Consider the following 23434-nt stretch of genomic DNA (forward strand, 5'->3'; position numbering starts at 1 on the left):
TTCACGCCGTTAGTGGTCATGCTGGCGGGCGTTAGAAAATATTCGCCGTTCATGGTGCTCAACACCTGCCCCATACCACGTACGCTCACCACACTGCCCTGGCCGCCGCTGCGCTGGATTTGAATACCGGTAATACGCTGGAGCGAGTCGGCGATGGTGGTGTCGGGCAGTTTGCCTATATCTTCGGCGGCGACTGAATCGACGATTTGTGCTGAGTTGCGTTTTACATCAATCGCTCTTTCCTGTGCGCCGCGCACACCGGTGACAACAACTTCTTCGACCGAATCGCCCTGTGCATAAGCACCAGTAGCGAAGCAGGTGGTAATAAGCGTGGCGAGTAGGGTTTTATTAAAATTCGTAGACGTTTTCATAGCCGATAGTGGGTCCTTTAGTTTTGACTTCTTATGTGTGTGTTCCCTGTATTTTAAGCTTATACAGGCTCTCAGTCAGAACCTTGGCACCGCGTGGAGGCACCGTTCAATTCTGAGAGACTGGTGAACCTAGTGCAACCGTTTACATATACGAGCATGCCCCAGCGAGTTAACGATAACATATATATTTCATATATTAAAAAGATTAGGTTTTTTTATTATTAAAATTGTTTGTGGTGTGCATAAAATTCATATAACACTGATTAGTAAAGACTTTAATTTATTGTGTGCCACTAGACTTGATTTTTATTAGGAAAGGATAGCGAAAAAATTTAAATCTTCGTAACCTCGAAAATTTGTACACGGTTACTTTTTACATTGAGTGACCCTAGTATCAGGGGACGCAAAAGGTATACTTTCACCCTGTCGTCGCACTGTTTGTGAAGCCCTCAGCATAGAACCACTGTCATCGCCTGAAGTGAAGGCAATATAGAGCACGGCACAACCAATTAATTTCTCGGAATGATAAAAACAAAAAGCCCCCGAGCGGCTTTAGCCGACCCGAGGGAAGAGAGAGCGAGGAGAGCGCTCAGAGTTACATCACTATTGATTTAAGCCCTGATACAGTTCCGAATACTGCTTGATGATGTCGCAGCTGGGTTTATGCCAAGTCATGTGGATGACCTTGCCTTCAACATTGTTGCCCGGTGCGCCCAGCTTGCTAAGGCTGAGCTCAGCTTCATTAATTGCGCAGTAGAACTGGAAGCCGTCATTATTAGCTGTCCAGCCACCGCTGGCTTCACCATAGGGGCCAGAACACCACTGACAACCGCCCAGGGGCGTCATGCCATTACCCCACTCTAATCCGGACAGCTGCCAGGTAAGCATGCCGCCAATAGCATCGCGCTGGGCCCAAGCTTTGGCGTACCAGCTGGCAAAGTATTGGTCGCGCTGCTGCAGCGACACCTTCACAAAACTATCCACCAGTGCTTGATCAGTAAAGCTGGTGAGTTTTACCGTTTGCGCGCCAGTGGTGCGCTGCTCGTTAACCGGCCAACTGAACTCACCGATATAAGCTGGCTTGCCCAAATCGCGCGCCAAGTCCGCCAGCAGGTCAAAGTTGCCGAGGGTTTGGGCATCGGTTAAACCCCACCAAGTGGGATAAAGGTGAGCACTAATAGCGTCGATATTTGGGTCGCTATTGACGGCGCGCAGGTTGGCGTAAGTATCGCCCGCCCCTGCAGCACCAAAGGACGACTCCATACCGATAGAGACCAACTGCTGTGGCGCAATGGATTTTATGTGCGCGGCAATGCTGCTCACCCAAGCGCTAAAACCGGGCAAGTCGCTGCCAATACGCGGCTCATTGGCCAACTCCCACATCATGATGGTTGGATCATTTTTGTAGGCCACACCGGTGATGCTGTTGGTGTGATTGAGCAGATTGGTGATAAAGGCCTTGTAGATCTCGCGCCCGGGCGCACTGGCATAACCACCGTAGCTGTCGATATTGCCGAAGTAGTTCCAGTGATCGCCAAGCGACAACACCAAGCGAATACCGCGCTCCTCGGCCAGAGCCACATAATTATCAAACAGTTGGAAACTGCGGTCGATAATCGCTTGCTCCTGCGCCGTGCGCTGCGCCGCTGGCTTGCTCAAAATGAACGAGCCATTGGATTTCATATTGATGCAGACGCCGTCGTGGGTTTTGGTGTCGTTGCAGAACATCCAGGTGCGCACTACATTCATTTTTAAATGGGCGGCGCGCTCAAAGAAGTCCTTAGCCATAGCCTCGGGCTTGTACATCAAGTAATACTGATTAGAGCCGTTGAAGTAGAAGGGTTTATTGCCCAACACAAACTGCGTGCCCGAGCGCTCTACAAACTGCTTATTGGCCGATGCCCCCACTTGCAAGCGCAGGCTTTGGCTTAGGCCAGTGCCCTCAACTCCGAACTGCAGGCGATAAATGCCATCGCCCTGATTGGGGATAACCAAGGGGCTAGCACCGCTATAACTCACCGGCGCTGCACCATTGAGGCTGTAGCTCAGTTTGCCCGCACCTTGTTTAAGGTAACTGATTTGAATATTGCTACCCGAAGCCAGCTGCGCAAAGTTCGCCGGGCTTTGAATTTGCAAGCCGCCCAACAACTCCACCTTAAGGCTATGCACAGTCATGTAGCCCCAATCACCGGCGTTCACTTGAATACCGGCGCTGTGGCTGCCCTGACTTAGCATCAGAGTACGCACACTGGTCGCTGGGGTTGCTGAATTAAAGTTAGTGGCAACACCGGCACCGTCCACCATGAGCGTATTGACCTTACTGCCGCTGGGCGTGCTCCAGGTCAGGGTCAAGCGATACTCCCCCGCCATAGGTGCATTAAATGTCCAGATGGCACCACTGCCCGCAGCTTTTAATTCCACCGCATCGCCAGATAACACTGCCGCGCCCTGCAAGCTGGCGCTATTGGCGGCGTAATTCCAAGTCATCTCCGCAGGTGCCACACTGGTGGCGACCGAGCTAGTAGTTTGCACACTGCTAGAACTGACAAGGGACGACGCAGGCTGGCTCGACGCTGCCACAGAGCTGGGCACAGATGAACTTGACGCTTGTGATGTGGCCGCTGCCGAGCTAGTCGAGCCGCCAAAATAACTCGTCGCTAAAGGTACTACCGTCGCTTTAATACCGGTTGCGGAATCGACTATATCCACCCCGTGTTGCGTCAGTGAATAACTGTCGTAGGCGTTGGACATATCGAGCATGGTTTCACCCGCGCCATTGCCGCGCCAAGACCAGGCGATCCATCCCATAGATACGCTTTGCGCTTTTTGCATCAAGTAGAAATGATCAGTGGTTTTGCCACCCGCAGTGTGATTGCTACGCCCAAACTCGCCCACTACCACCGGCAACTGGGTATTGATTAGATACTGCATGCGCGTATCTATCTCTGCCGTGTTTGACCACTCGTAATAGCCATGAACCGAGAAGATGGTGTTGCGCAGTGGGTCTGCCGCCAGCACGCTGGCACCACCATCAAAGAAGTAAGGGTTGTGCCCCCAATCGCCCGCGTCTATAACCAAGGGCGCAGTGATGCCATTGTCGCGCAGGGTTTTTACCGCTTTGGCGTAGGTGTCGCGCCATACTGTTTTATCCTGACCCCATTCATTGGCGATATTAATTAGCAAGTATGGTTGGTATTTAGGGTCTTTAATCACCGCACCCCAGGTTTCCGTCCACTTACTGACGGCGTCATCGCCACCGACCACACCGTTATCAATCGCATTGGCATCGCTGCCACCAGTGATTTGATAGGTGCCGCGGCTGCCGTTCTCCCAATACATCGGCATAGCCAGCATGCGGTTGCGCACAATCTCATCGAGCGCGCTGCGCAACTGGGCGGCAGTGGTATCGGCGCGCAGTTGCAAGCGCACCACATTGGCACCGGTTTTAGCGATTTGTGCGATGGAAGCAAACTTAACCGCCGGGTCGTCACCGTATTGCAGGTTCACCCCACGCATGACCAGCGGCGTACCATCGGCTAGGTAGATAGAGCGGCCACTCACATAGATAGTTTGACGGCTGGGCGCGGAGCTGGCGGTAGAACTGCTGCTATTAGGCGCGCTGGACGCAGCGCCCATACCTGTACCATCGACGGTGTTTTTCTGGGTTTGCAGCAAATTACTGTAGGCACCGATTTTGGCGCAGACCACATCGGTGCGCGCACTGTTGCAGTAGACGGTAAACCTGTCCCAGTCGTTGTACAGGCCATCGCAAGTCCAACTGTTCAGGTTGGCGGCAGCACCCGGGTGTGACGTACGGCTGGCCTCATACTCAGGCGCAAAACAGTATTTGGTTTTGTTGCCGTAGTCGGTTTTGCCGTTGTAAGTCCAGGGCTGCATATTGTCACGCTCCCAGTAATCTAAGCCCGACAACAACCAGAGCATGGCGCCATCCAACTGCTTGGCATCCATAAGGTCGTACCACTCGCCATAAATGCGCTCGCGCTCAGCCTGGCTTACACCCTGACGGCCATCCCAAAACTGATAGTCGTACATGGCCGCCTGATCAAACTCCACCATGCGCCCAAACTCACCCAAATAAACCGGCTTGCCACCGGCGCGGGCTTTATCGATACGGCTGCTGATATAGCTTTTGGCTTCCGCTTCATTCAAGCCCCACCAATCTGGGTAGAGGTGAAAGGAGTAGGCATCAATCGCGGGATAGCTGTGATCGGCAATGAAGTCAGTACCCTCTTTATAGGCTAAAGGAATGGCCGCTTCGGCTTGGGCGCGAGTTTGCCCCTGTGCCACTAGCTCATTGCGCTGACGCTCTTCCCAAGGATTGGACGCATCAAACCCTTCCATACCGGTAGAGACCAAATGCTTGCCATCGATAGACTTAATATAGCGTGAGGTCTCGTCGATCCAGCGGTGAAATGCAGCGCGCTGCTCTTCCGTACAACCGACGCAGCGCGGCTCGTTGGCCAGCTCCCACATCATGATGCTGGGGTCATCTTTGTACTTAATGCCAGTCAAGTGGTTGGTACGATTCAACACATAGCTGATGTATTCGCGGAACCGCTGTTGCGACCAGGCATCACCATAGAATTTCGCCGCCGCTTCAACGATGAACTCATGGTCTTCTTTACCTTGCGGGCCATTGACTATAGCGGCGTTGTAATCTGCCACTGCCTTGTTGATACCATCCGGCGTAGTGGCGGTGAAACGCTCGGCATAACGCTGTTTGATCTCCACGCGATAGCATTGCAATGCTTCGTCGGCATCGGTGGTTTGACCATCGCCATCCACATCGATATTAGGTGACCAGGCCGCGTATTGGCACATGCCGCCAAAACCGCCCCAGTAGTTGGTCAGCGGCAAAATCGACTTGATGCCACGATCGCCCGCCTCCTTCAGCATAAAGTCCAACTGCTTAAAGCCCACTTCATTGAAGCGTGCCGCTGCGGTCACTTTATCGGGGTTGTTAGGCTGGAAGCAGTGACTATCGGACTGGGTGCCAGTGCCAAAAATCGGGTCCCAATAACCGGTGTAGTCGGTGCTGCCATAGTATTCACCATCGCAGAAACCCCAAGCACGCAAACTGGTCATGCCCAGATTTTTCATGTCACCCAAAACATCCAACACCATTTTGGGATGTTTGTAGAACATGAAGTATTGATTGGAACCGTTGGTGTAAAAGTATTTGCCATCCAGACCAAAGTGGCCATCGGGCGTGGCGTACACAAAGCCCGGGGTTTTCGGTGTGCCGATGACCGAGCTAAGGCTAGACGAGCTCACCGTACCAAGACTTGAGCTTTTCAATGAACTGGCAACTGAACTTGTCACCGAGCTTTTTATCGAGCTGGCAACTGAGCTATTAACCGAACTTTTTATTGAGCTAGCCACCGCGCTAGAGGCGGCACCCACTACGCCATAGGGCGCGGGCTGCTCGCTACAGGTGGTGCGTGCAATACAACTTTTTTGCTCTTCCCAACCCCAGCCCGACGGCGTGGCTTTACATAAGGGATAAAGATTGCCGTACCAATTACATTGGGCGGCAGTTGCCAACGAAGAGCCTGTGCCAGATGAGGTGGCGGCTGACGAAGGCGCTATGGATGAGGCTGCCAGGGATGAAAGTGCTGCCGATGAAAAGGCGATAGATGAACGCACCGACGAAGACTGCGCACTTGAGGAGGGTACCAGTGAAGCTGCCGAGCTCTGGCTTGAGCTACAAGCCTGCAGCCACTGCCACGCATCCCACTCATCGGCTTTATTGGGTGTTTTACCCGGGTTAATCCAATAGCGCGCTTTATACTCATCACCTTGATAGGTGATCACCTCGCCCCCTTTGTAGGTTGTACTGGAAGACCACACCACCGAAGTGCATTGCCCGGCTAATGCGGGAAGCGCACTCGCCATAGCAAAAACCCCGACAATGGAGGAACACAATTGAAGTTTCTTCATAAGAATGCCTGCTAGTTGATTTTAGAATTATCGTTACCAGCGCAAGTACTGCCCTAACACAACCCAGCCCACGCCCTAAAGCACGAGCCGCATAATTGTTATGTATTAACTTGCTTTCTCTCTTAAGCGCACTTCCTAAGCGCAATATTATGTTTCCCTTGAAGACCAACTCACCTGATTGAGAAGGGAGAGCTGAATGCAATGCTGCGATTAAAGAGTACATGTAATCGATTACACTAACAACAGGAATAAGCAGAATTGAATCTCAAAAATAGCGTTAACATTAGTATGATGTATCGCAAAACACCTTTTTATGTAGGAAGATAAAACAATCAAGTAACCAATTACATCGCACCTCATCAAAAAGACAACGCTCGCGTGGCGCAATCATCGTTCTAACCCTAGCAATGAGATTCAGGTTTGCAGCAGTAGTGCAACAACTGCGATTGATAACATGCAGATACTCAAGTCAGTAAGTGTAGATTTAAGTCGCATCGAACCGATAGATGCCAAAGACGGCGTGCCGCCGCTGGACTTAGATCATCGATTGGGCCCTTTTTGCTTTACTAATACGAGGGTGCAATGAACAAATGGAAGCGGAGAATGTTTCGCTGAGGCACGCATAGCGCCAAGCTAACCTACCTTAAAGGCCCACGCATTAACTTTGGAACAATTAGGGAGCAGATCCGATGCCATCAATTTATGATCAATACACTTGAACATTCGTTATAATTTAAGTCTGCTCGGTACTTTGTTGATTTGAATAAAAGAAAATCGCTTAGAAGAGGCGTAGATGTATACCAAAAATTGTGCTTAATGTAGGAAAAAAATCGAGTAAGCCTTTATGCTTGGCCAGTGGGTGTGCAGGATTTTGATTCCCAAGTTCAAAAAGCAGTAAATCGTTATAACAGTGTTGAAGATGTAAGCACCTTGGTAAAAGCACTACGTCAACAAGACTATCGCTCGATCAGTATGGATTTAATTTATGGCCTGCCAATGCAAACTTTGAGCAGTGTCGGTGAAACATTAAATAGAGTGATAGAACTTTCCCCCGACCGCTTGTCATTATTTAATTAGGCCCATATGCCGCATCTTTTTAAGAGCCAGCAATTAATTAGCGAGCGTGATCTCCCCCTCAGCAGAGCAAAAACTTGAACTCCTGTATATGGCGATAGAGCGGTTACAGGGCGCTGGATATGTTTATGTTGGCATGGATCATTTCGCAAAACCGGATGATAGTTTGGTACAAGCACAAAGAGCAGGAAAGTTACAACGAAATTTTCAGGGCTACCCCACTCATGGCGATTGCGATTTGCTCTCTTTTGGAGCTTCTGAGATTGGCGCATTCGGCAATGTCTATATACAAAATGCTAAGCGCGTTGAACATTATCAAAAATCGATTGACTCGGGTGCAATTCCTTTTAATAAAGGTATTGAATTAACCAGCGAAGATCTTTTGCGGCGGTTTGTAATTAATCAGTTAATTTGTCATTTCAATTTGAATTTTGCTGCTGTTGATAGTGCATTTTGCCGGGATATGCGCACTCATTTTGCTAAAGAATTATCGCAACTAAAGCTAATGATTGATGATGGAATTGACGTTCTCAATGCGGGGCGGTTGCTTATTCGGAGAATTTGTATGGTGGTTGATGAGTATCTTAATAATGCATCATCAATTCGTTACTCCAAGGTAATGTAGTCGGTAATTTTTTGGGGTAGATTTTGAGCAGGTAGTGTAATAGTGATTGGATTGCACTACCCGCTCAAGGTTGTTGACTTAGGTGTGTCCACTAGAGTTTGGAAGTCCACGTTTAATTTGGAATGGCTTTGATATTGCGCAATCCGCACTGAAGACACAGTTTCAGTAACGTCATGCGGCAGCAAAGTTTCTGCGGCAATGTTAAATACATACTGCGGGGTCAGTTCATCGGTTAAACGTAACTTCAACTGAAATACCAAATCATGCCGTAATACTCTACGTAACGCATTTTTAGACGAAGACACTATTGCCATTGCTGCATCAATATATTTCTTTGGATCGGATCTCTTCAAGATCCCAGCGTAATTTCATATGCTGGCAAAATCGGGGTAACGCATCTCTCGCTTGGGTATAGCATTACAGATTATTGTAAAAAATCGGAATCTTGCATAATACTGTCACTCATGGCGCTTAATGGCTCATGAGTGGCTTTTGCGGTTACATTTTTTGAGGCTTATTCAGATTTTATCGCGTTTGTTTGGCGCCAACTCATTAGCAATCTCCCCCCCCAGCCCAAATTTGTACACATCTGCCCTGAATAGTTATGTATACATATGCTACTTTTTGTTTAACTAAACACTTTAATTAACAATTAGTTACAGATGTACATGTATGATAGCGTTAAGGTTAGTCAGAGAACCGCGTCTACCAAGTGGGGATTGAGGGGGCGAACCCGCTGATTGCCAAGTTTTATCGCCCCGAGCGCTGGAGCGATGCGCAGATCATTGAAGAACATGAATTCACCCAAGCGCTAAAAGACTTGGAGATTTCGGTAGTGCCTCCTATGGCCGATGACGCGGGCAAAACCCTGCGCGAATTTCAGGGTTTTCGCTTTGCGCTCTATGCGCGTCAGGGCGGCCATGCGCCCAACTTGGATGACTTTGATGCGCTGCTATCGCTCGGGCGCACCCTCGGACGTATCCACGCGCTGGGGCAAGCCCGCCCCTTTGCCCATCGCCCGGCACTAGATATCCAAACCTTTGGCCGCGACAGTTACGATTTTTTAATGGCGAATGATTTTATCCCCGCCAGTTTGCGCGAGTCTTATCGCACCCTCGGCGCGGATTTGCTCGCTCGCTGCGAAACCCTGTTTAGCCGCGTGGATTACACCCCCATCCGCCTGCATGGCGATTGCCATCCGGGCAATATTTTATGGCGCGAAGAGGTGCCGCATTTTGTCGATTTTGACGATGCGCGCATGGGGCCGGCGATTCAGGATTTGTGGATGCTACTGTCGGGCGAGCGCGAGCAGCAGACGCTGCAACTCGCCGAAGTGCTCGAAGGCTACCGCGAATTTTGCGATTTTGATTTGGCCGAGCTGGCGCTGATCGAGGCGCTGCGCAGCCTGCGTATCATGCACTACAGTGCGTGGCTGGCGCGGCGTTGGAACGACCCCGCCTTTCCGCGTCACTTCCCCTGGTTTAATACCGAGCGCTATTGGGGCGAACATATTCTGGAGTTACGCGAGCAGCTGGCCGCGCTGAACGAGCCGCCGCTGGTCATTTATTGAGGAAATATGGTTGGAAAACCGTCATTAACCCCCAATAATGCCTCACACCCTTTTTATTTACCGAGTAAGGATCTGGCCATGAACGCCACCGTTACCGCTACCAACACCGCACTTGTTGTCGATAGCCTATGGGAATCCATTCGCCTGCAAACCCGCAAGCAAGCTGAGACTGAACCGGTACTGGCCAGCTTCCTCTACTCCACCATCCTCAATCACGACACTCTGGAGGCCGCGCTGAGCTTCCATCTCGCCAATAAACTCGACAGCCCGGCACTGCCGGCCATGTCGATCCGCGAGGTAATTGAAGAGGCACTTAGCGCAGATAAAACGATTATTGAATCCGTGCGCGCCGACTTGATGGCGGTGAGCGAGCGCGATTCCGCCTGCTGCTCGCTGGTAACGCCCCTGCTCTTCTTCAAGGGCTTCCACGCGCTACAGGCCTATCGTGTTGCGCACTGGCTGTGGAACCAAGGCCGCAATTCACTGGCGCTGTTTTTACAAAATCGCATTTCAGGAGTGTTTGCGGTGGATATACACCCGGCCGCGCGGATCGGCAGAGGCATTATGTTCGACCATGCCACCGGTATTGTGATTGGCGAAACCGCGGTGATTGAAGATATGGTGTCGATCATGCAATCCGTCACCCTCGGTGGCACTGGCAAAGAAGCGGGTGACCGCCACCCGAAAGTGCGCAAAGGTGTGTTAATCGGTGCCGGCGCGAAGATTCTCGGCAACATCACCATAGGTGAGTGCGCCAAAATTGGTGCAGGTAGCGTGGTACTCAAAGACGTTCCACCGCGCGCCGCCGTAGCGGGCGTACCAGCCCAGATCATCGGCGAAACCCAGTGCAATCAACCGGCGCGGGAAATGGATCACTCCATCCGCTAGTAATTTCCACCACGGCGGCGCCCTCTGGCTCAAGGCGCCGTTTTGAAACTTGAACGACAATCTGCCCCAAAATAAAATCTCTGCACCAAAAAAATCTCCCTGTTTGCTTCATTACCGTTCGAAATATGGCGATATAACCCTTATTCCGCTTTTGGTCTGATATTTGCTCAGTTTGGTATTCAAAACCGAGGAGAGCCCAGCATGCAATACACTAAGCCCATGATCGATCTGGTGTACGAAATTCGCCGCCGCGTAGATGCTGACATGAAGCCAAGCGTAAAAATGGCGAACCCGGAACTGCTGACGGAATTAGCGGACTATCACCACCGCACCAAAGACACCATCACCAAAACCCTGATCAAAGAGCTGCTGTTTATGGCCGGGGATCAATGGCCACAGCTACTAGAACCCGCCACCACCGAGGCACCTAAAGCAGCGGAGATTCCAAAGCAGGTAGTCAAGGTCTACCGTGGTCAAACCATTTTGGAGGACGCCCCTCAAAGTGCGGATGCCAGCCATCCCGAAGAAGGCACAGCCCTGCGCAAAGAGATGCTGATCAATAGCATTCCACCCACCGCCGCCAAACCGGTGCGCATGTACCGCGGCCACCCAATTTTATAGCCCACATTTATTGAGCCAAAAGAAACTTCATGCGCCAAGTCAGGATCGGCCAGCTAAACTATAGTAATAAAGAAGTCACCTGATCGCCGCTGTGCAGCAGGCTGACACTCGGTGTTAAAGCTTGTAGCGAGTGCATTTCATGCTGGTAAAAATTCAAATTGCACTGTGTGCGCTCTGTTGGCTGTTAGTTGCGGTTCCGGCCATGCTCTGGGCCGATGACAGCGAGCAGGCGCCCATTGGCCTGCTACCCGATATCAAACATGATTACTTGTTATTTTTGGCCAACCGCGTGCCAGAAGAGATTACTTTTTTTGGCGGACCCCACGCGCGCCGCGATGTAGCCGAATTGATTTTGTTACAACAGGCACTCGCGTTGGGCGGGTTTAAACGGCAGATCAACTTTATTAACGAAGAGAATTATTTCCGCAGCATCCGCAATGTTGTCGAGGGAAAAACACTGAGTATTAGCGGCACAATTTGGCTGCAGGATCTGGATCAGGTTAAAGACCAGGTATTTATTTCTCCCGCCACCGTGCGCGACGGTGAGTTCATTGTCGGCCTCTATACCTCGCCCAATAATCAACGGGCTCTGGGCAGCCACACCCTTGCCGAACTGACCCAGCTGCGAGCGGTGAGCAGCCGCCAATGGAAACCCGACTTGCGGGCACTGCAAACACTCGGCTTCCACCAAATTATGTACACTCCGAACTGGATCAATATGGCGCGTATGCTCAATGTCGGACGAGTTGATCTGACGCTTGCCCCGTTTGGCATGTCACCGGATTTACACATTCGAGTGGACGGCATAGAACTGGTGCCCATCCCCGAAGTGAAAGTCATTATTGCCGGTTCGCGCCACTGGCCAATCAGTCAAAAACACCCCTATGGAGTCGAGTTTTATCAGGCCCTAACCAAAGGCATGGCGCTGTTACGCGCGCAGGGCACTATTGAACAAGCCTATCGCGAGAGCGGTTTCTTCCACCCTGCGGTCGCGGACTGGACGCTACTTAATGCAGGAACTCATCAACAGAAAACAGGGGATTAATAATAAAAACGCGACAGAGATGTCGCGTTTTTTATGCAGTAAAATGTCCGCAGATTTATTGTTTCTGTTTTAACAAATCGCGAATTTCTGTAAGCAACAATTCCTCTTTAGAGGGAACCGGCTCTGCCGCAGGTGGCGGTGCTGCCTCTTCTTTGCGCTTGATGCGGTTAATGCCTTTAATCACCATAAAAATAGCAAACGCAACGATAGTAAAATCCAAAACGGTTTGGATAAATTTACCATAGGCGATCAACACTGGCTCACGGCCTTCAATCAACGCGGGCAGAGTAACCGCGAGGTCACTAAAATCCACACCACCAATTAACCAACCAATCGGCGGCATAAAGACATCGGCAACCAAAGAGCTGACAATTTTTCCGAACGCAGCACCGATCACAATCCCCACCGCCATATCAACTACATTGCCGCGCACGGCAAACTCTTTAAACTCTTTTGCAAAACTCATATCAATTCCTCTTTGCTAATTTAAAATCACACAGCTGAAAATAATACCGATGTTTTATAACCTATTCATCGCACCAAACCAAGCCGCAGATACAGCTACTCATCTTCACGTTGTGCATAGACTTCAGGCATACCCTCTTGATCGACACTAATGTGCAGCAGCATGGGTTGGCAGCAGACCTGACAATCCTCAATATAAGTTTGCTGCTCGCAAGAACAATCGACCAATACACTGATCGGCTCACCACAATAAGGGCAGTCGAGAAAACATTCTTCTTGCAAATGCATTGCCAACTCCAGTCATTATCAACTACGAATTAATAAGCGGCGGGCACATCTATACCCAGCTCGTCCCACAATTGATCGACACGATCTTTTACTGCCTGGTCCATCACAATCGGGGTACCCCACTCGCGGGTAGTTTCGCCCGGCCATTTATTGGTTGCATCAAAACCAATTTTGGAACCTAAGCCAGAAACGGGTGAGGCAAAGTCGAGATAATCAATTGGGGTGTTTTCGATCATCACCGTATCACGCGCTGGATCCATACGTGTGGTCATCGCCCAGATCACATCGTTCCAATCCCGCGCGTTGACATCATCGTCAGTGACTATGACAAATTTGGTGTACATAAATTGCCGCAGAAAACTCCACACCCCCATCATCACCCGCTTGGCGTGACCGGGGTACTGTTTTTTCATAGTGACCACCGCCATGCGGTAGGAGCAACCTTCCGGCGGCAAATAGAAATCCACAATCTCGGGAAATTGCTTTTGCAAGATCGGCACAAACACTTCGTTGAGTGCGACACCGAGAATCGCAGGCTCATCTGGCGGACGGCCAGTGTAGGTGCTGTGATAAATCGGGTCGCGGCGATGGGTGATGCGCTCCACAGTAAATACCGGAAACTTATCGACCTCATTGTAGTAACCGGTGTGGTCGCCAAACGGGCCTTCGGGCGCTAAGTCATTCGGCGCAATATAACCTTCCAAAATAAACTCAGCGGATGCGGGCACCTGTAAATCATTGCCGATACATTTCACCACTTCGGTTTTATCGCCGCGCAATAATCCGGCAAAACCGTATTCCGACAGTGTATCGGGAACTGGTGTGACTGCACCGAGAATGGTCGCAGGGTCAGCACCCAGCGCCACCGCAACAGGGTAATTTTTACCTGGATTTTGAAGTTGAAATTCACGGAAATCCAACGCGCCGCCGCGATGGGAAAGCCAGCGCATAATCAACCGGTTTTTACCGATTTTTTGCATGCGGTAGATGCCGAGATTTTGCCGCTCTTTATGCGGCCCGCGGGTAACCACTAACGGCCAAGTCACTAAAGGGCCTGCATCACCCGGCCAGCAGGTTTGAATTGGCAGCAGATCCAAATTTACCGCATCGCCTTCCAGCACCACATCCTGACACTGGGCTTTGCTCAACACCTTGGGAGCCAAATTCAAAACTTGTTTGAAAATCGGCAATTTATCCCAGGCATCTTTAAAACCCTTAGGCGGCTCCGGCTCTTTTAAAAACGCGAGCAACTTGCCAACCTCACGTAAAGCACTGACCGATTCCTGCCCCATTCCCAATGCGACACGTTCGGTTGTGCCGAATAAATTGGCGAGTACGGGAATGTCATAACCTTTGGGATTTTCAAACAACAACGCGGGGCCACCGGCGCGCAAGGTGCGGTCGCAAATTTCTGTCATTTCCAGATTGGGATCAATTTCTTGTGTGATGCGCTTTAACAAACCGCGACTTTCAAGCAGGGCGATAAAATCGCGCAGGTCTTTATATTTCATTTTTTAGAAAACCAAAGAGTAAAAACCGAAGTTATAAAAAAGAAAACCCGTATGGAGTACAGCAAACTACGGGATTTTAATTTCCCGCATTATGCTGTGCTCCATACGGGCTACAAGCTTTTCTATCCCTCCCTTTGAAACGGGGCGCGTAGCTAAGGGAGGCTAGGGAGAGATTACTTGCGTTTCATCGACATAAAGAATTCATCATTGGTTTTGAAGTCTTTAAGCTTGTCGAGCAAAAACTCGGTTGCCGCAACATCTTCCATATCGTTTAACAAACGACGCAGAATCCACGCGCGTTGCAACTCGTCTTCACGCATTAACAACTCTTCGCGGCGAGTACCAGAGCGGCGCACGTTGATCGCTGGGTAAATACGCTTTTCAGCAATTTTGCGATCAAGATGCAATTCGAGGTTACCGGTGCCTTTAAATTCTTCGTAAATAACTTCGTCCATTTTGGAGCCGGTATCTACCAGTGCGGTGGCGATAATACTCAGGCTGCCGCCCTCTTCGATATTACGTGCAGCACCAAAGAAACGCTTGGGGCGCTCCAGTGCATGAGCATCCACACCACCGGTCAAGACTTTACCGGATGAAGGAATAACAGTGTTGTACGCACGCGCCAAACGGGTGATGGAGTCGAGCAAAATCACTACGTCTTTTTTGTGCTCAACCAAACGCTTGGCTTTTTCGATCACCATGTCGGCCACTTGTACGTGACGCGCGGGCGGCTCATCGAAGGTAGAGGCAACCACTTCACCGCGCACCGAGCGCTGCATTTCGGTTACTTCTTCTGGGCGCTCGTCGATCAGCAATACAATCAAGTGACATTCAGGATTATTGCGCGTAATGGCCTGCGCAATATTTTGCATCATGATGGTTTTACCCGCTTTGGGCGGCGCCACAATCAAACCGCGCTGGCCTTTACCTATGGGAGCAATCAAATCGATGATACGACCAGTAAGGTCTTCGGTAGAACCGTTACCGGCTTCAAGGGGCAAACGAACATTGGGAAATAGCGGCGTGAGGTTTTCAAACAGAATTTTGTTGCGCGAACTTTCCGGTTTATCAAAGTTAATATCATTAACTTTTAACAGCGCAAAATAGCGTTCACCTTCTTTTGGCGGGCGAATTTTACCGGAGATGGTATCGCCCGTGCGCAAGTTGAAGCGGCGAATCTGACTGGGTGAAACATAAATATCGTCAGGGCCTGCAAGATAAGAACTATCGGCTGAACGCAAAAAACCGAATCCATCCACCAAAATTTCCAGTACACCGTCGCCGTAAATATCTTCTCCGCCTTTGGCATGACGCTTGAGGATATTAAAGATAATGTCCTGTTTGCGCGAGCGGGCGATATTTTCCAAACCCATTTCGTGGGCGATATCAATTAATTCTTCAATCGGTTTCTTTTTAAGGTCGGTTAAATTCATAGGAGAGACTTTATGGATGGATGTGAGTTGTTGCAGATTAGTAGCCGCAGGGCCTGTGTTGATTTTAAAAAATAGGGTTGCGTTTTTTTGCTGTTATTAAGCCGCTTATTTTAAGATTGCTGGCTTAACGCCTGCGTTTAATTACCCTATCAGTATTGTTTGTGCTAATTGATTGGTTGCTTGGCTGATTTGGTTATTCAGATAACGACTTATCAGGTACCGGGGCAAAAACAACAGCAGGGAAATTAGGGTTTGTTCGTCTGGTTATGGGAATCGAGAAGGTGATTCAGGGAGGAACAAACATCAGATGTGACTGAGTATAGCGGCAATTATCACACAGTGCAAAAACAAATTAGGCCATCTTGCGATGGCCTGCATCAATTAGATTGCCGAGTTAATAAAATCGATCAACTGCGGTTTGCTGACAGCACCTACTTTAGTTGCGTGTGCTGCGCCGTTCTTGAAGATAATCAGCGTGGGAATGCCGCGCACATTAAACTTGGCCGCAGTCTCTTTATGGTCATCCACATTGAGTTTGGTAACTTTTAATTTACCCTCAAACTGCTCTGCCAAGTCGTCCAGTATAGGTGCAATCATCTTACATGGGCCGCACCAAGGCGCCCAAAAATCTACCAAAACCGGCAAATCAGCACCGATTACTTCCTGCTCAAAACTGGCATCACTCACGTGCACAATGGCATCACTACTCATAATTAACTCCAAACCTGACGGTCATTTAGTGGCGGGAAGCATCCCAATTAGATGCGATCATCATAAGGATTGCCTCTGATGCAGGCAAGGAGAAAAAACTAATCATTACTATAGGGGAACGCTATGTGCGCGCAGCGGGCAAAGCTCAATTAGGGGAATTTTCCCGCTCAACCAACCCCGCCGCTTCAAATGCCAAATACAGATTATTGAAGGTAATAGGCTTGGAGAGGTAGTAGTTCATGCCACTGGCGAACACAGCATCGCGATGCTCCTGAAGCGCATGAGCAGTGAGCGCGATAATAGGTGTTGCAGGCAAACCCTCACGTCGCTCGTAGTCGCGAATGCTGCGCGTGGCTTCAAATCCATCCATTTCCGGCATTTCACAATCCATCAAGATCAGATTAAAACTCTCACTCGCCTCCTGTACTGCATCGCAGGCTTCAACGCCATTTTCAGCAAAGACTGGCGCTATACCCAACTTGCCCAACAGCCCCTTAATGACCATGCGATTGACCGGATTATCTTCTGCCACCAGCACCCGCAGGTGCGAAAACTTATCGAGATCGCGCACCGGCTTCTCAGCAGCCATCTGCGGTAATGGCTCGTGCCCCAACAACGCGATTAATTCTTGCTGTAACAATTTCATCGATACGGGTTTGCGCAAAATCGCATGAATTCCCAAACTGCGCATTTGGCCTTGATCGTGATAGACATCGCCCGCGCTAAACATAAATAGGGGCAGCTCACGAAATTCAGGTAGCGCCCTTAGCCATTGCGCAAACTCAAAACCAGCGGCATCTGGCAGCGCATGATCAAAACCGACAAAATCATAGGGCTCACCGGAATGCAGCGCATGTTTAAGTTGCGTTAACGCTGCTTTTGCCGATGCGACTGACTCCAAAGTGACGCCCCATGCGGTGCAATGCAACGCGATAAATTCTGTCAGATGAGCACTGGACTCAACTAATAGCAATTTTTTTCCGGGCAACAAATCATTGCTGGATTCCAACGGCGAGCGATTCCAATCGCACACTGACTCATGATGCAAACGCGCAGTAAACCAAAAAGTGGAGCCCTGACCTTTTACACTATCAACACCAATTTCACCGCCCATTAACTCTGCAAGACTTTTACAAATTGCCAAGCCCAAACCTGTGCCGCCATATTTGCGCGTAGTGGATGCATCGGCTTGATTAAAAGAATCAAATAAATCCCCCGTGCGGCTCATCTCTATACCAATCCCGCTATCCTGAACGATAAAGCGCAACTCGACATGATCGCCCGGCAGTACCGCACTGCACTGTACTTGCAAAGAGACAAAACCCTCACTGGTAAACTTAAATGCATTGCCGAGTAAATTAATAATGATCTGACGCAAGCGAGTGGGGTCACCTTTAACCCACTTAGGCGCGCTGGGATCCAGCCCGCCAAATAATTCGATGTGGCGTTTGTTCGCAGTAGCGCCAAATAATTGCACGCAGCTCTCGATCATTTCATCCAGTTCAAAGGTGGTTTCCTCAAGGCGCATTTTTCCCGCCTCGATTTTAGAGTAATCGAGAATGTCGTTGATGATAGCGAGCAGGGTTTCACCCGAGCGATGTATGACATCGATGTAATGTTTTTGATTGTCATCGAGCGGAGTATCGCGCAGCATTTCCAACATGCCGATCACACCGTTCATCGGCGTGCGGATTTCATGGCTCATGGTGGCAAGAAATTGGCTTTTTGCGCGGCTGGCATCTTCGGCTGCATTTTTTTGTCGCCGAGTTTCCAGCTTTTCCTCTTTTTCGCTCAATAGTGCCATTTCGATGGCATGGCGCTGTTCGATATCGTCGAGCAGGGTCTCGCGCATGTGATTGATCGCATTGACCACATTATCCAATTCGTCGGAAGCCGAATCGACTTTCAAGCGCTTGAGCTTGAGCGGTTTGGTCAGTGTTTCCAGATTGAGGTTGCGCGCATAATTAGCAACCGTTTTCATATGGCGAGTCAACAAGGTATGCACCAGCCACACGATAAACAAGGCGATAACCAATGTTTTGGTGCCCTGCACCAAGGCAATAAAAAACGCGCGCTCCCACAATTTGTCATAAATGCTGCTGAGGCTGGCAGTCACCGTGAGGGTGCCCAATTGCTGTTCCGGCGTGCTGGCATCTTCATACACCAGCGGATAGCTGCGCACTAAAAACTGACTGCGTTTGTTTTCCAGATCTTTGGGGTCATAGGCTTGATTGCTGGCCACTAGCGTCTGTTCGGTGTTGTTCCAATCGTGCCAGACCACTTTCACCTGCACCACATCATCCACTGCCAGCACACTGTTGATCTGGATATTCAATTGCTCCTGATCAAAACCCCACAAGCTTTTGGTGATACTCGCAAGCGTGCTGATGCGCACCTGATCGAGGCGTTTTTCAAGCGCGGCTATATCGTCATTAAAATTGCTGTGTAGCTGCAACAAGATTGCAACCAAGGTGATGATCGAACTACTAATGATAATCAACCCCAATAGCCGCGCCGCTATAGGGTTGTCACGCATGTAACTTCTTATGTTGGGCATCTCAACCAACCGCAGCAAGAACAGAGAGGGATGCCCTTGAGTGTAGCAGCAAAAAGCGCTTGTCCCCATGATCAAACACGAGAGAGGGCGATCGGCCAGACAAGTTTTCGCTTAGCTTACATAACCGGACTGGAGATGTAGCAACAAACGCTCGGCGCGCTCGGTAAAATCGTTGCGCACTGCAGGCTCCTCCAGCTGCACGCCCAATGCGTAGACATAGTGACGCAAACCCGATGGCCCGGTTTTACCCGCTCGCAACCATTGATTAAAAACATCGTCCACTAGCCCCTTGCCCAGCAAGCCGAAATGATCGATAAAAAGCTGGTTTAATTGTTCGATAACGCGCCGTACAACAGGCAATAAATTGGGTTGGGCATGACGGGTTTGTATAGCTGGATTGCTCATAGTGAATCTCCTTGAGTACTACTCTTGAGTTAAGCTGATACCCGTTTAATCGCAAAGACTGTTTGGGAATAACCTAATTGTTTGAAACATCTGGAACATTAGATGACACTTTGCAAAGAAGCGTAAAAAAAAGACTGGCTTGCCCTACCGCTCCCGCTATTTTTCAGCAACAGATAGTTTACAATGCGCGCCAGTTCTCAATCTTTGCACTCTGGGAGCAGGCATCCCGCCCACCACAAACTCCATTCCGAACTTCAGAATAATCACCGCTGTCATCGGGTGTGGTTGTGTGTGCATAAATCATTTTTTTAATTAACTGATCTGAATAATTCGACGCGGAGAAAGAGTGGATGAGCATGTTGTTTAACAACAAAGTTGGTAGTCGATTATTTACCCGTACCGGTTTAACTGCGCTGGCAATCAGCTGCGCATTAAATGTCGGGCTGAGCGGACTTGCCCATGCGCAATCGCAACCTGCAGTTGCACCTGCAGCGGCGACCGAAATCGCTCAACCCGCACTGTTTGATGCCATAGCCTCGCGCGCAAAGCTACTTGCGCGCCGCGAATACAAACCGCTGCAAGCCAACATCCCCGAAGCGCTCGCGAAAATGGATTACGACCAATATCGCTCCATTCGCTTCCGCCCTGAAGCATCGCTCTGGCACAACGAAGCATTGTTCGAGCTGCAACTATTCCACCCTGGTTTTTTGTATCGCGAACCGGTAACCCTGCATATGGCGACCGATGGCCCAGATGCTTTTGTACAATTCAAACAGGAATACTTTAACTACGACGGCCCTGCTGCGCCGCTCGCTGGCGTCGCACCGGGCAATATTGGTTTTGCCGGTTTCCGCATTCACTACCCGCTCAATAGCAACGACTACAAAGATGAATTTATCGTCTTTCAGGGCGCCTCTTATTTCCGCATGGTTGGCCCGGGCTTGGCTTACGGTTTATCGGCGCGCGGTTTGGCAATCGACACCGCCGAACCCAAAGGTGAAGAGTTCCCCGTATTTCGCGAATTCTGGCTGGTTAAACCCGGCCCGAGCGATACTCGCATGGTGATGTACGCCCTGCTCGACAGCCCATCGATTACCGGTGCCTATCGCTTTGAAATAATTCCCGGCGCGCCGACCGAAATGGCGGTAGAAGCGCGTTTGTTCGCCCGTAAAGACATCCAAAAAGTTGGCGTAGCGCCGCTTACCAGCATGTATATGTGGGGCGAAAACCACACCCGTTTTGTCGATGACTTCCGCCCCGAAGTGCACGACTCAGACGGTCTGCTGATGGCCGCATCCAACGGCGAGTGGATCTGGCGCCCGATCAGCAACCACCGCCAACTGCGCGTGTCATCTATGTCCGATGAAAACCCGCGCGGTTTTGGCTTGCTGCAGCGCGACCGCGATTTTGATCACTATATGGATATGGAAGCGCGTTACGAAAAGCGCCCGAGTATGTGGATTATCCCCGAAGGTAACTGGGGCAAAGGCCGCGCGGAGTTGGTGGAGATTCCGAGCGATAGCGAAACTAACGACAATATAGTCGCCTACTGGGTGCCCGCAGAAGCGATGAAAGCTGGCAGCACCGCTACCTTTAAATATCGCCTGCGCACCTTCGATGATCACCTGCCCGAAAATACCGGCGCCAAAGTCATTCGCACCCGCATTGGCTGGGGCGCAAACCCCGGCCAGGCCAACCCACCACCACGCAGCAAACGCAAATTTGTGATTGATTTCCGCGGCGGCGAGCTGGATAACCTCTCGGCCGATGCACCACTGGTCGCCGAAATGCAAAAAAATGCCGGTACTGTGAGCGAATTAGCAGTGCGCCAACTGCCCGATGGCCGCACCTGGCGCGCTTCGTTTAAGTTGGAACCCGAGGGGGACAAGGTGGCCGATATGCGCCTTTACCTGAAGTTGCGCGACCAGCGTTTAAGTGAAGTCTGGAGCTATGTCTGGTACCCCGATGCAATCTAATATGAACCAGGAATTCCGCGCCCCTGCCGATTTAACCCAACTGCCTGCGGATGCGATCAGCATCCCGGGCAAATCATTGCGCCGCTATGTGTATGTGATCCTGAGTGTGCTCACCGCCATCAGCGGCGTGTACATCATGTTCGATATCTTGCGCGCCAATGACCTGACCACACTGGAAGCCGTCATTCTGCTGCTGTTTGGCATCAGCTTTACCTGGCTTGCACTCGCCTTTTGGAGCGGCCTGTTCGGTTTCATCTTGCAGATGTTGCGCATTGATCCGCTGACACTGAAATCCACCAAAAACCTACTGACCGACACATCGCCCATCACCTGCCGCACCGCAGTGGTGATGCCGGTGTACAACGAAGATACCCACCGCGTGATCGCCGGTTTTGAGGCGACCTTGCGCTCACTGGAGCAAACCGGCGAGCTCGCCCAGTTCGATTTCTTTTTGCTCAGCGATACCACCAACCTGACCATCGCTCAAGCCGAGCGCGATGCTTGGCAGCAATTGCAGGGGCGTCTGGGTGAGTTGGGCAAGCAGGCGTTTTATCGCCGTCGCGAAAAAAATATCGCGCGCAAAGTGGGCAACATTGCCGAGTTTTGCCAGCGCTGGGGCGCCAATTACGAACATATGATTGTGCTGGACGCAGACAGTATTATGACCGGTGAGTGCCTAGTAAAAATGGTGCGCGCCATGCAGGCCAATCCGCGCACCGGGCTGATTCAAACCATTCCGATTCCGGTGCGCCAAACCACTTTTTTTGGCCGCTTTGTACAGTTCGCCGCCGTGCTCTACAGCCCCATGCTCGCCACCGGCCTCGCCTTTTGGCAGACCGATGCCGCCAACTACTGGGGGCACAACGCCATCATTCGTATGCGCGCTTTTATCGATCACTGCGGCCTGCCGACTTTACCCGGCAAAGCGCCCTTTGGCGGCGATATTCTCAGCCACGATTTTGTTGAAGCCGCGATGCTGCGCCGCGCCGGTTGGGATGTGTTTCTGCTCAGTGATTTGGAGGGCAGTTATGAAGAAGTGCCGTGCAATATTATCGATTACGCCACCCGCGACCGCCGCTGGGTGCAAGGCAATATTCAGCACTTGGGCATAGTCGATACCAAAGATTTACACCCCATCAGCCGCATGCATTTTTTATTAGGTGCGATTGCCTATATCACCTCGCTGATTTGGCTGCTGATGCTAGTGCTCAGCACCGCAGATGCCGTAGTGCGCGCGATCAACTCCAATGTGTATTTCACCGAGGTTTACCAGTTGTACCCCAACTGGCCGATTGCCAAAACCGAATTGATCGTAGCCTTGATTCTGCTCACCACCACACTCTTGATGGGGCCAAAATTCCTCGGCGTAGTGGTCGCGCTGGTGCATCGCCGTAAACAATTTGGCGGCGCGAAAGCGATTATCAACGGCGCATTTATTGAAACCATTTTTGCGGTACTGATTGCACCGATCATGATGGTCTACCACGCCTATTTTGTGATTTCGGTTTTGCTCGGTTTTAAAGTCAATTGGGATTCACAAGATCGCGAAGGCCGCCTCTTACCTTGGGGGGAATGCATTGCGCGCACCTCTAAAATGACCATCGCCGCGCTGGTCTGGGGCGCAATGACCTACACCTATGCCCCGATATTTTTTTGGTGGTTAACACCGGTCATCACCGGGTTGATTTTGGCATCGGCCCTGGTGCGCTACTCCAGTAGTTTGGATTGGGGGCGCAGCACCCGCGAACATAAAATCTTTTTAAGCCCGAGTGAAGCAATTGCCGATCCGGTACTGGTGCATTTGGATGAATTGCTGGCAATAGAACATCCACCTCTGGCGACACCGGCTCCTATTCCCGAATTGCCCGCCGACAACTGGACTGATATGCCCCATCGCGAAATAGATGATTATGTGAGCGTTAAACGCTGAGCA

17 protein-coding genes and 1 pseudogene are annotated in these 23434 nt (G+C 50.5%); 8 read left to right on the forward strand and 10 right to left on the reverse strand.

What is annotated here, in order from left to right:
• Both AWU77_RS13705 and AWU77_RS13710 read right to left on the reverse strand, forming a co-directional pair.
• Positions 1-371: TonB-dependent receptor plug domain-containing protein (locus tag AWU77_RS13705; protein WP_152625359.1), on the reverse strand; the 371-nt coding region annotated here is incomplete at its 3' end.
• A 603-nt stretch (positions 372-974) separates the two neighbouring features.
• Complete coding sequence (locus AWU77_RS13710; RefSeq protein WP_062064441.1) at positions 975-6332, reverse strand: cellulase family glycosylhydrolase; 5358 nt, start codon at positions 6330-6332, stop codon at positions 975-977.
• Between the two features lie 861 nt (positions 6333-7193).
• On the opposite strand from AWU77_RS13710, the gene AWU77_RS20770 reads away from it, so the two are divergent.
• The gene (locus tag AWU77_RS20770) at positions 7194-7409 is read left to right on the forward strand and encodes a hypothetical protein (RefSeq protein WP_225318681.1); all 216 of its coding nucleotides are present in this window, start codon (positions 7194-7196) and stop codon (positions 7407-7409) included.
• A gap of 46 nt (positions 7410-7455) precedes the next feature.
• Positions 7456-8031 (forward strand): hypothetical protein, encoded by a 576-nt coding sequence (locus tag AWU77_RS20150; protein WP_225318682.1) that lies wholly within the window; start codon positions 7456-7458, stop codon positions 8029-8031.
• Between the two features lie 56 nt (positions 8032-8087).
• On the opposite strand, the gene AWU77_RS20365 is transcribed toward AWU77_RS20150, so the two are convergent.
• A complete protein-coding gene (locus tag AWU77_RS20365; RefSeq protein WP_151032916.1) occupies positions 8088-8384 on the reverse strand; it encodes a hypothetical protein in 297 nt (98 codons plus the stop codon).
• A gap of 341 nt (positions 8385-8725) precedes the next feature.
• Here AWU77_RS20365 and AWU77_RS13725 point away from each other — a divergent pair.
• From AWU77_RS13725 to AWU77_RS13740, 4 genes and pseudogenes are all read left to right on the forward strand, one after another.
• Positions 8726-9601: pseudogene (locus tag AWU77_RS13725) on the forward strand (serine/threonine protein kinase); the annotation flags it as partial.
• Between the two features lie 78 nt (positions 9602-9679).
• Positions 9680-10489, forward strand: coding sequence for a serine O-acetyltransferase (cysE, locus tag AWU77_RS13730; protein ID WP_062064444.1), 810 nt, complete (start codon positions 9680-9682; stop codon positions 10487-10489).
• Positions 10490-10690: 201 nt separating this feature from the next.
• Complete coding sequence (locus AWU77_RS13735) at positions 10691-11110, forward strand: hypothetical protein (RefSeq protein ID WP_062064446.1); 420 nt, start codon at positions 10691-10693, stop codon at positions 11108-11110.
• Between the two features lie 139 nt (positions 11111-11249).
• Positions 11250-12155 carry a hypothetical protein gene (locus tag AWU77_RS13740; RefSeq protein ID WP_062064449.1) on the forward strand — a complete coding sequence of 302 codons (906 nt, stop codon included), beginning with the start codon at positions 11250-11252 and terminating at the stop codon, positions 12153-12155.
• Positions 12156-12210: 55 nt separating this feature from the next.
• Here AWU77_RS13740 and mscL read toward each other — a convergent pair whose 3' ends face one another.
• The 7 genes from mscL to AWU77_RS13775 form a co-directional block, all read right to left on the reverse strand.
• Positions 12211-12621: a large-conductance mechanosensitive channel protein MscL gene (gene mscL, locus AWU77_RS13745; RefSeq protein WP_062064451.1), complete on the reverse strand. Its 411-nt coding sequence runs from the start codon at positions 12619-12621 to the stop codon at positions 12211-12213.
• 95 nt (positions 12622-12716) lie between these two features.
• Positions 12717-12908: a CPXCG motif-containing cysteine-rich protein gene (locus tag AWU77_RS13750; RefSeq protein WP_062064453.1), complete on the reverse strand. Its 192-nt coding sequence runs from the start codon at positions 12906-12908 to the stop codon at positions 12717-12719.
• Positions 12909-12937: 29 nt separating this feature from the next.
• On the reverse strand, positions 12938-14419 hold the full coding sequence (gene ubiD, locus AWU77_RS13755) for a 4-hydroxy-3-polyprenylbenzoate decarboxylase (RefSeq protein WP_062064455.1): 1482 nt from the start codon (positions 14417-14419) through the stop codon (positions 12938-12940).
• Positions 14420-14592: 173 nt separating this feature from the next.
• Positions 14593-15852 (reverse strand): transcription termination factor Rho, encoded by a 1260-nt coding sequence (rho, locus tag AWU77_RS13760; protein WP_062064458.1) that lies wholly within the window; start codon positions 15850-15852, stop codon positions 14593-14595.
• Positions 15853-16233: 381 nt separating this feature from the next.
• Positions 16234-16563 carry a thioredoxin TrxA gene (gene trxA / locus AWU77_RS13765; RefSeq protein ID WP_062064459.1) on the reverse strand — a complete coding sequence of 110 codons (330 nt, stop codon included), beginning with the start codon at positions 16561-16563 and terminating at the stop codon, positions 16234-16236.
• Between the two features lie 145 nt (positions 16564-16708).
• The gene (locus AWU77_RS13770; RefSeq protein WP_084618401.1) at positions 16709-19099 is read right to left on the reverse strand and encodes a response regulator; all 2391 of its coding nucleotides are present in this window, start codon (positions 19097-19099) and stop codon (positions 16709-16711) included.
• Between the two features lie 132 nt (positions 19100-19231).
• On the reverse strand, positions 19232-19525 hold the full coding sequence (locus tag AWU77_RS13775) for a hypothetical protein (protein ID WP_062064463.1): 294 nt from the start codon (positions 19523-19525) through the stop codon (positions 19232-19234).
• Positions 19526-19875: 350 nt separating this feature from the next.
• On the opposite strand from AWU77_RS13775, the gene AWU77_RS13780 reads away from it, so the two are divergent.
• Positions 19876-21501: a glucan biosynthesis protein gene (locus tag AWU77_RS13780; RefSeq protein WP_062064465.1), complete on the forward strand. Its 1626-nt coding sequence runs from the start codon at positions 19876-19878 to the stop codon at positions 21499-21501.
• Positions 21491-23431, forward strand: coding sequence for a glucans biosynthesis glucosyltransferase MdoH (gene mdoH / locus AWU77_RS13785; protein WP_238582442.1), 1941 nt, complete (start codon positions 21491-21493; stop codon positions 23429-23431). Before AWU77_RS13780 ends, mdoH begins: the two co-directional genes overlap by 11 nt.
• The last annotated feature ends 3 nt before the right edge of the window (positions 23432-23434 follow it).

The organism is Cellvibrio sp. OA-2007 (genome assembly GCF_000953825.1).
Taxonomy (GTDB): Bacteria; Pseudomonadota; Gammaproteobacteria; order Pseudomonadales; family Cellvibrionaceae; genus Cellvibrio.